The following is a 12,457-nucleotide window of genomic DNA, read 5'->3' as shown; positions in this document are numbered from 1 at the left end:
GAGAACGGGGCGCAAGCCCCGTTTTTTGTTGGCTGACCATTGGATATACATTCGTGCCGCGCTTTCTGTGCCTGCCGACTTGTGATCACTCAGTTGCGAGCTTAGATGTTAAAGCCAGAGTTCATCAGCCATGACGGAGCCTTCCCATGTCCTCACAGAAACCAGCCATCAATCCCGCACTGACGGACTGGACCGGACCGCTCGGACTTCCCGACTTCACTGCCTTTACCGACGACGATTTTGCCCCGGCCTTCGATGCGGCACTTGCGGCCGATCTTGCCGACGTTGACGCGATCATCAACCATCACGAGGCACCGACCATCGACAACACGCTGAAGGCCTTGCAGCTATCCGGCGAAGGTCTCAACCGCGTCTCTTCCATTTTCTGGATGCGGGCCGGGGCCAATACCAACGACACCATACAGGCGTTGGAGCGCGTCATCGCGCCCAAGATGTCCCGCCACTATTCGTCCATCATGATGAACCCACAACTGTTTGCCCGTATCGACTCGCTCTACGAACAACGCGATTTCCTCGGCCTTGACGCCGAAACGGATCGCGTTCTTGAGAAGACATGGAAGGGCTTCGTACGCAGCGGCGCGCGGCTGGATGAGCAGGGCAAAGCACGCCTTGCAGACATCAATGAAAAGCTTGCGGGATTTGGCACACAGTTTGGTCAGAATGTCCTGAAGGATGAAGCCGACTGGGCGCTTTTCATCACCGATGAAGCGCAGATGAAAGGCCTGCCGGACTTCGTGCGTGCTGCCATGCGCGGTGCTGCCGAGGAGCGCGATCGGCCGGACGCCTGGGCTGTCACCCTTTCGCGTTCGATCATCGAGCCTTTCCTGTCCTTCTCTGAAGACCGCGGCCTGCGGGAAAAAGCGTTTCGTGCCTGGGCCGCGCGCGGCGAGAACGGCGGAGCAAGCGACAACCGTGCAATTGTTGCCGAGATGGTGGCGCTGCGTGCAGAAAAGGCCAAGTTGCTCGGTTATCACAGTTTTGCCGCCTACAAACTTGACGACACCATGGCCAAGACACCGAAGGCCGTCATGGACCTGCTCGAACCGGTGTGGGACAAGGCGCGCAACCGCGCTGCCGAAGAAGAGATTGATCTGGAACGCCTGATCGCCGCCGAGGGGCGCAACCACAAGGTTGCTCCATGGGATTGGCGGTTCTACGCAGAGAAACTGCGCAATGAGCGCTTTGCATTCGACGAGGCGGAACTGAAACCATACCTGCAGCTGGAAAAGATCATCGAAGCTTGTTTCGATGTGGCAACCCGGCTCTTTGGCATCCGCTTTGAAGAGAAGACCAGCATTGCGACCTGGCATCCCGATGTACGGGTGTGGGAGGTCCGGAATCCGGATGGCACCTGCCGCGGTGTTTTTCTGGGCGATTATTTCAACCGTCAATCCAAGCGTTCCGGCGCCTGGATGAGCGCATTGCAATCGCAGCACAAGCTCGATGGCGGCCAGACGCCGATCATCTACAACGTGATGAATTTCGCCAAACCGCCGAAGGGTGAGCCCGCGCTTCTTTCGTTGGACGGGGCACGCACCCTCTTCCACGAGTTCGGCCATGCTTTGCACGGCCTATTGTCCGACGTGACATGGCCGGCCGTGTCGGGCACATCGGTTTCGCGCGACTTTGTCGAACTGCCTTCACAGCTCTACGAACATTGGCTGACGGTACCCGCAGTTCTGGAAAAATATGCGGTCCACTACCGCACCGGCGAGGCGATGCCCAAGGCGCTCCTCGACAAGGTGCTGGCTGCCAACACCTTCAATGCCGGGTTCAACACGGTGGAATTCACCTCGTCAGCATTGGTCGACATGGCTTTCCATGCCGACGGCACACCACCCACCGACCCGATCCAGTTCGAGGCTGACACGCTGAAAAGTCTGTCCATGCCCGACGCGATCATCATGCGTCATCGCACCCCACATTTTACGCACGTCTTCTCCGGCGACGGCTATTCCGCCGGGTATTATTCCTACATGTGGTCGGAAGTGCTGGATGCCGATGCGTTCAAGGCATTCGAGGAAACCGGCGACGTGTTCAATACCGACCTCGCCAAGAAGCTCAAGCAATATATCTATTCGGCTGGCGGCAGCCGCGACCCGGAAGAGCTCTACAAGGCTTTCCGCGGCAAGATGCCAACACCCGATGCGATGATCGAGAAGCGCGGTCTTGCCTGATCCAAGTAAAAACCCGCCGCGCTGAAAACACGGCGGGTTTTTCACATCAGCGGATCATGCCTTGGCGAAAGCCAACAGGTCCTTGTTAAGCTGATCCTTGTGGGTCGTTGCCAGACCGTGCGGAGCGCCCGGATAAATCGTAAGCTTCGAACCCTTGACCAGTGTCGTGGCGATTTTGGCCGAGTCATCGATCGGCACAATCTGATCATCGTCGCCGTGGACGAACAGGGTCGGAACGTCGAACTTCTTCAGATCTTCGGTGAAATCAGTCTCCGAAAATGCCTTGATGCAATCGAGTTCGTTCTTCAAACCACCCTGCATACCCTGAGCCCAGAAGGCATCGCGTACACCCTGCGACACCTTGGCGCCAGGACGATTGGCTCCGTAAAACGGCGCTGTCAGATCCTTGAAGAACTGCGAGCGGTCCGCAGTCACACCGGCGCGAATGCCATCGAACACTTCCATCGGCAGGCCCCCGGGATTGGCGGCGGTCTTCAGCATCAACGGCGGAACGGCCCCAACCAGTACGGCCTTGGCAACACGCTTGGTGCCGTGGCGGCCGATATAGCGGGCGACTTCACCACCGCCCGTGGAATGACCGACCATGATGGCGTCCTTCAGATCAAGCTTCTCGAAGAGTTCAGCCAGATCGTCCGCATAGGTGTCCATGTCGTTGCCATTCCAGGGCTGACTGGACCGACCATGACCGCGACGGTCATGGGCAATGGCGCGGTAGCCATTGGAGGCGAGGAAGACCATCTGGTCTTCCCATGCATCGGCATTGAGCGGCCAGCCATGACTGAATACGACAGGCTGCCCCTTGCCCCAGTCCTTGAAATAAATCTCGGTTCCATCCTTGGTGATAAACGTGCTCATGGTCTTGTGCCCTTTCGCGGCTTCCTTGGATTTGGTTTTGCTGATCTGGTTTGCTGCGTCTACGTCGCCGACCTTGAGGCTGACGGCCGCGACGAGTGCCGCCGTCGCTGTCAGGAAGGAACGGCGTGATGTCAGTCCGGTCTTACCCATGGTCTTCATTCCTCTGCCAACGCCTGCGGCGTCTTAATTGATCGAGATACGGACCTTCAGATTGCTGCGGGTGGCTTCGGAATAGGGACAAACGATGTGGGCACCATCAACGATCTCACGGGCAGTGGCTGCCTCGATTCCCGGCAGCGATACGGCGAGAGCCACATCAAGGCCAAAACCCTTGCCATCGTCGCGCGGGCCGATACCTACGGTTGCCGTGACCGATGTGTCATCGGCGAGCTTGATCTTCTTCTGCGCGGCAACAAACTTCATTGCGCCGATAAAGCAGGCGGAATAGCCCGCAGCAAAGAGCTGCTCGGGATTGGTGCCTTCGGCGCCGTTGCCGCCCAATTCCTTCGGTGTCGATAGCGTTACCTTCAGGCGGCCATCTTCACTCGATGCAGTGCCGTCACGTCCGCCTGTTGCTGTCGCTTTGGTTGTGTAGAGAATGCTCATCATTGGCTCCTTTGGTTGAGTTGGGTTGTTCGATGCATATTAAGTTGCACACAATTAAATTGTACGCAATACGAAATCGCATATGATTTTGAAAAATTAAATGATGCGCAATTTAATTGCTTTGTGTATTGTATGCGGGAATACAAATGGAGTGATGACGATGGAGAAGACGGGCGTAGACGAACAGGAATCCCTCCTTAGCCTGGAGAACTTCCTGTGCTTTGCCATCTATTCCACGGCCAATGCGGTAACGCGGGCCTATCAGCCCCGCCTCGCGGCGCTGGGCCTGACCTATCCGCAATATCTTGTCATGGTTGTCCTCTGGGAAGAGGAAAACCAGACCGTCAAGGCAATCGGCGAGAAGCTCAGCCTGGACTCGGGCACGCTCACGCCGTTGCTTAAGCGCCTGGAAACGGCTGGTCTGATCACACGCCGCCGTGACACTGTGGACGAAAGGCAAGTCTTGATTGGCTTGACCGCAGACGGGCGCGCTATGCGCGCACGCGCTGAGGCAGTACCGGTCGCAATGGGCAAGGCTTTCGGCTGTACCATGGACGAAGCAAAGTCCCTGCGATCGGAACTGATCGCTATGCGGGACAATCTGATTGAAAGCATTGAAGAGGTGAAGTAGCCGTCCGGCTATTGTCTCAGGCCGGCCTGTAGAGGGGCAATTGCAGGCGGATTCGGGCGCCGCGCCATGGCCCGGTCAGTATGTCAACGCGACCACCGTGCAGCCGCGCAATCTGCCGCGTCAGGTTAAGACCAAGACCGGCACCGCTGGAACGCGGCCGCAAGCGATAAAACGGCTCGAACACGTGTTCATGTTCTTCCTCGGGAATACCCGGCCCTTCATCGCGAACCTCAATGCCACCCGCGTTGTCCACCAGTACGGTGATTGTTCCCGTTCCATCGCAATGTTCGATGGCATTGCGGATGAGGTTGGCCACGGCTTGTTCGATTTGCAGGGTATTGACCTGTGCGTGAACGCTTTTAGGTGCCGGTTCGAATGAAAGATCGTAACCAGCGGCAATCGCCAATGGCGCGAAGTCCGCCACGATCTGCCCCGTGAGTTCGACCAGATCGACAACTTCACCCGGCCCCACCGGCTGGTCGAGCAATTGCCGGTCGAGCAATTGCTGCGCCAGATGAGAGAGACGCTCAATGTCCTGCAGTAAACGGGCGCTTTGCGGATCCTCTGTCAGAAGCTCGGCGCGTGTACGCAGAATCGCGATAGGAGTTCGCAACTCATGCGCTGCATCCGTCAGGAAGCGATTGTGCTGATCATATCCCTGGCCAAGGCGCGCAAGCGCGTGATTGAAGGCTTGGACCAGCGGTGTGATTTCCGACGGCACCTGTTCGATCGGCAGTTGCATGGCACGGTTGTTGATGTCGATACGCCCGGCCTGGCTGGCGATGGCAACCAGACCGGCCAGTGAGCGGCGCACCACCGCTGGCGTTGTCACCAGCGTCGTCACACCCATGACAATGATGATGGGCAGAAGCAGTGCGATGATGACGATGATCAGAACAGGAATAACCCTGATCCAGGCTGTGGTTCCATCCGGATTGCGTGCCATATCGACCTGCATGTCGATATTGACTTCCAGCCCCTCGTTCTCATCCCGTGATGCACGGGTTGAGGTAATGACCTGTATCGGTCCCGCCTTGGTATCAATCTTCGAAACCACCGCCTCGGGTCGCAGATCGCCCTCTCGAAAACCGAGCGTCGCATGATCCACGGCTTTCACGAGATCACCGGTATCATTGCCATAACCGACGGGAACGTCACCACGTTGGACAGCCTGACCATTCGTGTCGCGTGCTATGTACCAAAGTTTCGGAAATTCCTGCAGAAAAGTCTTCAGCTCTTCCGTCTCATGAACGATCAGTTTGCCATCGACATCCCTGTCGATTGCGCTCTTCAGAATAGCAACCGCCGCCTCATTGTCGATGAGCAGCCGCGGATTTGCCACCCACAACACCAATGTGAACAGGCCGATAAAGATGAGCAATGTCGCCGCCTGCAGCAAAATGAGCCTGCGTACCAGAACCCATTGCAATGAGCGCGGGCGGATTTTCTTCATACAATTGCCCGTAACAGATAGCCGAGATTGCGTATAGCCCGTATCTCGACACCTGCCGACACATCCTCCAGCTTGCGTCTCAGCCGCGATACATGTGCATCAAGCGCGTTGGATCCGATTTCATCGTCCATGGCATAGACGGATTCCTCAAGTGTCGCGCGCAGGACAGTCCGGCCGGGGCGGCGGATCAGCGTCTCAAGCACCAATCGTTCGCGCCGCGGCAACTCCAGCGGCTGATCTTCTATCAATGCCTCCCGGTGGCGAAAATCATAGGTAAGGCGTCCGACAACCGTTTGTTCCGCGCGCAGCGTGAACGGCCGCCGATGCAATGCCCGCAACCGGGCCATCAGCTCTTCCGTAGCGAAGGGCTTCACCATGTAATCGTCGGCCCCCGCATCGAGCCCGGCAACACGATCGTTCAGGCTGCTCATGGCGGTCAGCACGATGACCGGGGCATCGACATGCAGCGCCCGCAGTCTTGGGATCAGACTGAGGCCTTCGCCATCAGGCAATCGCCTGTCCAGCACGACAGCATCATAAGGGCCAAATTTTGCCATGGCCTCGGCGTCCGCCAATGTCGATACATGATCGACGACCACATCGCGACGCTCCAGCGCGGCCTTCAGGACCGAAGCCATTTCCGGCTCGTCCTCAAGCAGCAAGATGCGCATTTGAATTCTCCGTTCGTAGAAAGTCGGCAGCAATGCCGATTGTGGCGGTCAAATCTCTACCATGCCTCGCAAGTAAATGCAGTGTCGCTCACTCGGCACGGCCGCCGGTGAGGATGCTTACTCACACTCCAGTTTTGGTTTACGGAAGTTGGTGATGTACCAGCGGCCGCCCGACGACCGCGCATAGAACGTATAGAAACACTCCTTCTGTTCGACATAGCTTGGCGTTTCCGTTTCGATATATCGCCTGCCATGCCTTGTATCGCGAACTTCACCAGTGGATGTACCGGATACGGCATTGGTCGATATCTTGCGCCACTGGTACGCGCGCTCGCCGGGCCCCAGATCGAGGACTTCGGTCGGCGGCCCGTACGAAACCGGCTCCGATTGCCCGCTTGCAATTACGAGCATTGCGTGTCGACATGTGGAAGATTCCCATCAAAAATATTCATGTGCGGCAACTAGGCTGCGAAGATTGCACCGACATTACCGGAGGGTTGCGGGGGCTGGCCGCTGCTTCACAATTCATTGCAGGGCGTATCAGCTATCGGAAAATTTCGCAGAAAGCTTTCCATCTTTGCTGAACTTGCGCTAAGGAACCGCCATCCCTTTCAAACACTCCTAGAGGTTTCCCCGAAATGGCATCGAAAAAGCTCCTTCTTCTTCCTGGCGACGGCATCGGACCTGAGGCAATGGCCGAAGTTCGCAAGATCATCGCCTATATGAATGCTGAACTGAAAAGTGGCTTTGAACTTGAAGAAGGCCTTGTCGGCGGTTCTGCTTACGATGCCCATGGCAAGGCGATCTCAGATGCCGACATGGCCAAGGCCATGGCCGCCGACGCGGTTCTCTTCGGTGCCGTCGGCGGACCGAAGTGGGACAGCGTTCCCTATGACGTTCGCCCGGAAGCCGGTCTTCTGCGTCTGCGCAAGGACATGGAACTGTTTGCAAATCTGCGCCCTGCCATCTGCTATCCCGCGCTGGCCGATTCCTCATCCCTCAAAAAAGATGTGGTTGAAGGTCTCGATATCCTGATCGTGCGGGAATTGACCGGCGGTGTTTATTTCGGTGAACCGAAGGAAATCGTTGACCTCGGCAACGGCCAGAAGCGCGGCATCGATACCCAGGTCTATGATACCTATGAGATCGAGCGTATTTCGGGCGTCGCCTTTGAATTGGCCCGCACGCGCCGAAACAAGGTCACGTCGATGGAAAAGCGCAACGTCATGAAATCGGGCGTTCTGTGGAACGAGGTCGTTACAGCGACCCATAAGGCCCGTTATTCCGACGTTCAGCTCGAGCACATGCTGGCCGATGCCGGCGGCATGCAGCTCGTACGCTGGCCCAAGCAATTCGACGTGATTGTCACGGACAATCTCTTCGGTGATATGCTTTCCGATATTGCCGCCATGCTGACCGGTTCTCTCGGCATGCTGCCCTCAGCTTCACTCGGCGCGCCAGATGGCAAGACCGGCAGCCGCAAGGCGCTCTACGAACCCGTGCATGGGTCGGCTCCCGATATCGCCGGAACCGGCGCCGCCAATCCGATTGCCATGATCGCCTCCTTTGCCATGTGCCTGCGCTACTCATTCAACATGGTGGAAGAAGCGGACCGGCTGGAAGCGGCGATTGCCGGTGTGCTTGGCGACGGCATCCGCACCGCCGACATCATGTCGGAAGGCAGCACCAAGGTTGGCACCACCCAGATGGGTGATGCGATCCTTGCCAAATTCAAAGCGCTCGCTGCCTGATCACACTCATCCGGACAAAGAAAAGCCCGGCGCGAGGAATCGCGCCGGGCTTTTTATTGAGCCGTCGACTACTTGATGTCGTGCAGATCCTCGTTCTTGGTTTCACGAACGAAGATCAGGCCGATCACCAATGTCATGGCTGCAATGACGATCGGGTACCAAAGGCCATAATAGATATCGCCCTTGGCGGCGCTCATTGCAAAGACCGTTGCCGGAAGCAGGCCGCCGAACCAGCCATTGCCAATGTGATATGGCAATGACATGCCGGTATACCGGATGCGGGTCGGGAACATCTCGACCAGAATCGCGGCGATCGGGCCATAAACCATCGTCACATAGAGCACCAGAACGAACAGGATGGCGATGGTCATCGGCCAGTTAACGGCCTTGGGGTCAGCGACCATGGTGAAGAGACCGCCATTGGGAATGGTATAAACCGCCATCTCCGTGGCACCGGCTGCCTGCTCCGTGGTGATCAGCTTTGCTTTGACGAGATCAGCGACCGGGGTGACCGCCTTTTCACCAGCACGAACCGCGGCAGCATCAAGGTTCAATTCGGGATTGGCCTTGATGAAGCCGTCAAGTTTGGCATCGGCAACCTTGGCAGGTGCCCGCACAAGCGGGAAACCGGCCTTCTGCAACGCCAGGTTCAGGTCATGGGTGAGCACTGCGTTTTTGGCAGCAGCATCGGGACCAGCGGCCACGGCATCATAGGATGGAATGACCGTATCGCCGATTTTGACGGTGGCGGGCTGACCGGCGGGACCGGCAACCACTTCATAGGGCACCGAACTGCGGGCCAGGAACGCTGTCGCAATGTCACATGAATTGTTGAACTTGGCTGTACCAACCGGGTTGAACTGGAAGGTACAGTCGCCCGGTGCCGCGGTCACCGTAGCGCGGACTGTTGCCTCCGCCTGGGCCAATGCCGGATTTGCAGCGTGCGTGAGTGCCTTGAACAGCGGGAAGTAGGTCAGGATTGCCAGGGCAAGACCTGCCATGATGATCGGCTTGCGGCCGATCTTGTCGGAGAGCCAGCCAAAGAAGACAAAAAAGCCCGTGCCAAGCAGGAGCGCGATTGCAATCATGATATTGACGGACTGCCCATCCACCTTCAGCACGTTCTGCAGGAAGAACAGGGCATAGAACTGGCCGGAATACCAGACAACAGCCTGACCGGCGGTAAGGCCGAACAAGGCGAGCAGCGCAATCCGGGCATTTTTCCACTGACCGAAAGCTTCCGACAGCGGTGCCTTGGAGCCCTTGCCTTCTTCTTTCATCTTCTTGAAAGCCGGTGATTCACTCAACGAGAGCCGAATCCACACCGATATTCCCAGAAGAACGAATGAGAGAATGAAAGGCACACGCCAGCCCCAGGCGGCGAATGCGTCCTTACCAAGCCAATTCTGGACGATGAGGATAACCACCAGGGACAGGAACAGACCGAGCGTTGCGGTCGTCTGGATCCATGACGTGTAATAACCGCGACGATTGTTCGGCGCGTGTTCAGCCACATAGGTTGCAGCACCGCCATATTCGCCGCCGAGAGCCAAGCCCTGCAACATGCGCAGCGCAATCAGGATGATCGGTGCAGCGATGCCCCAGCTGCCTGATCCTGGAAGAATACCGACCAGAAACGTCGACAGACCCATGATCAGAATGGTCACCAGGAAGGTATATTTGCGGCCGACGAGATCGCCGATCCGTCCGAAGACCAGCGCGCCGAAGGGACGGACAAGAAAGCCCGCGGCAAACGCCAGAAGCGCAAATATGTTGCGCGTCGCTTCGGGGTATTCACTGAAAAACGCTGCACCAATGAAGGCAGCCAATGAGCCGTACAAGTAGAAATCATACCATTCGAAAACAGTTCCGAGTGAGGAAGCGAAGATAACTTTCTTCTCCTCTCTCGTCATACCCCGGCTGGCAGTACCAGCCACAGAAGTGGTCGCCATTTGTATTCCTCCCAGAAAACAGCATTTACGCCGGGACCCGATCGGCTCAGCAACCGCTCACGTCCCTCGGATTTGTCACTGCGTATGAATCAACGGCAAAGTCCTGCGGGACTTCGACTGACCTTACGCCGGTGAATGTCCTCCGGAACTCTCCCCCCAAAGGTCATGCACCCCATGCACCGCTCAAGTGTTGAACAAATATTCGCGAAAGCAAAGACCGCATTTTACGGCAAAAGTTCAAAATTGTGCGTAACGCGACATATTCTTCTCTTTTGAATGGACAATTGACTCTTTTTGGAAAGCGGATACAAGCATGTCAGGTTAAGGAGACGCCCCGTGAGCAGCGAATCAACTGCACACTTTTTGACGAGCGGTTCCGGCATTTGTGCCGGATGCGCAGGCGCGTCTGTTCTTTCCACCAAAATGCCGGCCAAAACGACCACCAAAACGGTCTGATTTCCCTTGGCCTGCTCGCCCCCTCCCGGGTCCGGCCCGGGGGAAAAGACCCGCAATGGCCAGCGGGTTTTTCACAAAGAGCGGTGAGGGACAGGAGATAACACAGATGAGTTTCAAGGTTGCGGTTGTAGGCGCCACAGGCAATGTGGGCCGCGAAATGTTGACAATACTGGAAGAGCGCGGCTTTCCGGTCAGTGAAGTCGTGGCGCTCGCCTCACGCCGGTCCCAGGGCACCGAAGTCTCCTTTGGCGACCGCACGCTGAAGGTCAAAGCCCTCGATACCTATGATTTTTCCGATACCGATATCTGCCTGATGTCGGCTGGCGGCAATATATCCAAGGAGTGGTCGCCGAAGATCGGGGCGCAGGGCTGTGTCGTCATCGACAATTCCTCCGCCTGGCGCTACGATTCCAACGTGCCGCTGATCGTGCCGGAAGTAAATCCGGACGCGATTGTCGGTTTCTCCAAGAAGAACATCATTGCCAACCCGAACTGCTCCACGGCACAGCTTGTGGTGGCGTTGAAGCCGCTGCATGACAAGGCCAGGATCAAGCGTCTTGTGATCGCCACCTATCAGTCGGTTTCCGGCGCCGGCAAGGATGGCATGGATGAGCTGTTCCAGCAGTCACGGGCGGTGTTCGTTGCCGATCCGGTGGAAGCCAAGAAGTTCACCAAGCGCATCGCCTTCAACGTCATCCCGCATATCGACGTCTTCATGGAAGACGGCTACACCAAGGAAGAGTGGAAGATGGTCGCCGAGACCAAGAAGATGCTCGATCCCAAGATCAAGCTCACGGCGACGTGTGTCCGTGTTCCCGTCTTCATTGGCCATTCCGAAGCCGTGAATATCGAATTCGAAAGCCCGATGAGCGCCGAAGAAGCCCGTGAGATTCTCTCGGATGCACCGGGCTGCCTGGTTATCGACCGGCACGAGGATGGCGGCTACATCACCCCCTATGAAGCAGCGGGCGAAGACGCCACGTATATTTCGCGTATCCGCGAGGACATCACTGTCGAGAATGGCCTGTCGCTTTGGATTGTTTCGGACAATCTGCGCAAGGGTGCGGCCCTCAACACCATCCAGATCGCCGAACTTCTGGTCGCGCGCGGGCTGATTCAGCCCAAGCAGCTCGCAGCCTGAAACCCGGCATGCCGCCAAAATAGAAAAGGGCGCAGTTTCTGCGCCCTTTTTCGTTGAAGCAATTGCCGCGCCCAAACTCAGGCCCAGGGATGCCTTTGGGCGTTGGCTGCCTCGAAGCTGTCGATCTTGGCTGCCTTTTCCATGGTCAGGCCAATGTCATCAAGACCGTTCAGCATGCAGTAGCGGCGGAATTCATCAAGATCGAAACTGATCTGGCCGCCATCCGGGCCCTTGATCGTCTTCTCTTCCAGATCGATCGTCAGCGTTGCATTGGCGCCGCGCTGCGCATCATCCATCAACTTGTCCAGGTCCTCATGGCTGACGCGGATCGGCAGGATGCCGTTCTTGAAGCAGTTGTTGTAGAAAATATCGGCGAAGCTGGTCGAGATGACGCAGCGGATACCGAAATCCAGCAATGCCCACGGCGCATGCTCACGGCTGGAGCCGCAGCCGAAATTGTCGCCGGCCACCAGAATCTGAGCTTTGCGATAGGCCGGCTTGTTGAGGACGAAATCCGGATTTTCCGAACCGTCTTCATTGTAACGCATTTCGGCAAAGAGCCCTGTGCCAAGACCGGTGCGCTTGATCGTCTTCAGGTAGTCCTTCGGAATGATCATATCCGTGTCGATATTGATGATCGGCAACGGTGCGGCAACGCCGGTGAGCTTGGTAAACTTGTCCATGATCTCTGCCTGTAGTGTTCGGTAACATGAGTATCTTCG

Annotated in this window: 11 protein-coding genes; 4 read left to right on the top strand and 7 right to left on the bottom strand. The window is 57.0% G+C overall.

The features are described from left to right. Positions 1–146 precede the first annotated feature (146 nt). Complete coding sequence (locus tag ACZ25R_RS21685; RefSeq protein ID WP_472462178.1) at positions 147–2,198, top strand: M3 family metallopeptidase; 2,052 nt, start codon at positions 147–149, stop codon at positions 2,196–2,198. 54 nt (positions 2,199–2,252) lie between these two features. Here ACZ25R_RS21685 and ACZ25R_RS21680 read toward each other — a convergent pair whose 3' ends face one another. Continuing rightward, positions 2,253–3,233, bottom strand: a complete 981-nt coding sequence (locus ACZ25R_RS21680; RefSeq protein ID WP_472462177.1) for an alpha/beta fold hydrolase — start codon at positions 3,231–3,233, stop codon at positions 2,253–2,255. A gap of 24 nt (positions 3,234–3,257) precedes the next feature. After that, positions 3,258–3,680 carry an organic hydroperoxide resistance protein gene (locus ACZ25R_RS21675; protein WP_346306693.1) on the bottom strand — a complete coding sequence of 141 codons (423 nt, stop codon included), beginning with the start codon at positions 3,678–3,680 and terminating at the stop codon, positions 3,258–3,260. 160 nt (positions 3,681–3,840) lie between these two features. On the opposite strand from ACZ25R_RS21675, the gene ACZ25R_RS21670 reads away from it, so the two are divergent. Then, positions 3,841–4,311, top strand: coding sequence for a MarR family winged helix-turn-helix transcriptional regulator (locus tag ACZ25R_RS21670; RefSeq protein ID WP_472462176.1), 471 nt, complete (start codon positions 3,841–3,843; stop codon positions 4,309–4,311). A 16-nt stretch (positions 4,312–4,327) separates the two neighbouring features. Here the strand turns inward: ACZ25R_RS21670 and ACZ25R_RS21665 are convergent, their stop codons facing one another. The 3 genes from ACZ25R_RS21665 to ACZ25R_RS21655 form a co-directional block, all read right to left on the bottom strand. Further along, complete coding sequence (locus ACZ25R_RS21665; protein WP_472462175.1) at positions 4,328–5,764, bottom strand: sensor histidine kinase; 1,437 nt, start codon at positions 5,762–5,764, stop codon at positions 4,328–4,330. Continuing rightward, on the bottom strand, positions 5,761–6,435 hold the full coding sequence (locus tag ACZ25R_RS21660; protein ID WP_346306696.1) for a response regulator transcription factor: 675 nt from the start codon (positions 6,433–6,435) through the stop codon (positions 5,761–5,763). The genes ACZ25R_RS21665 and ACZ25R_RS21660 overlap by 4 nt, the downstream gene beginning before the upstream one ends. Positions 6,436–6,552: 117 nt before the next feature. Next, positions 6,553–6,846 carry a hypothetical protein gene (locus ACZ25R_RS21655; RefSeq protein ID WP_472462174.1) on the bottom strand — a complete coding sequence of 98 codons (294 nt, stop codon included), beginning with the start codon at positions 6,844–6,846 and terminating at the stop codon, positions 6,553–6,555. Between the two features lie 227 nt (positions 6,847–7,073). Between ACZ25R_RS21655 and leuB the strand changes: the two genes are divergently transcribed. Further along, positions 7,074–8,186 carry a 3-isopropylmalate dehydrogenase gene (gene leuB / locus ACZ25R_RS21650; protein ID WP_472462173.1) on the top strand — a complete coding sequence of 371 codons (1,113 nt, stop codon included), beginning with the start codon at positions 7,074–7,076 and terminating at the stop codon, positions 8,184–8,186. Positions 8,187–8,254: 68 nt separating this feature from the next. Here the strand turns inward: leuB and ACZ25R_RS21645 are convergent, their stop codons facing one another. Beyond that, on the bottom strand, positions 8,255–10,138 hold the full coding sequence (locus tag ACZ25R_RS21645; protein WP_472462172.1) for an MFS transporter: 1,884 nt from the start codon (positions 10,136–10,138) through the stop codon (positions 8,255–8,257). A gap of 562 nt (positions 10,139–10,700) precedes the next feature. Between ACZ25R_RS21645 and ACZ25R_RS21640 the strand changes: the two genes are divergently transcribed. Continuing rightward, positions 10,701–11,735 (top strand): aspartate-semialdehyde dehydrogenase, encoded by a 1,035-nt coding sequence (locus tag ACZ25R_RS21640; RefSeq protein ID WP_223613932.1) that lies wholly within the window; start codon positions 10,701–10,703, stop codon positions 11,733–11,735. 77 nt (positions 11,736–11,812) lie between these two features. Here the strand turns inward: ACZ25R_RS21640 and leuD are convergent, their stop codons facing one another. Next, positions 11,813–12,418 (bottom strand): 3-isopropylmalate dehydratase small subunit, encoded by a 606-nt coding sequence (gene leuD, locus ACZ25R_RS21635; protein ID WP_105734158.1) that lies wholly within the window; start codon positions 12,416–12,418, stop codon positions 11,813–11,815. Between the last annotated feature and the right edge of the window lie 39 nt (positions 12,419–12,457).

The organism is Phyllobacterium sp. RCAM01083 (genome assembly GCF_055685835.1).
The sequence above is the reverse complement of the archived record's forward strand: the minus strand, read 5'-3'. Positions and strand labels throughout refer to the sequence as shown.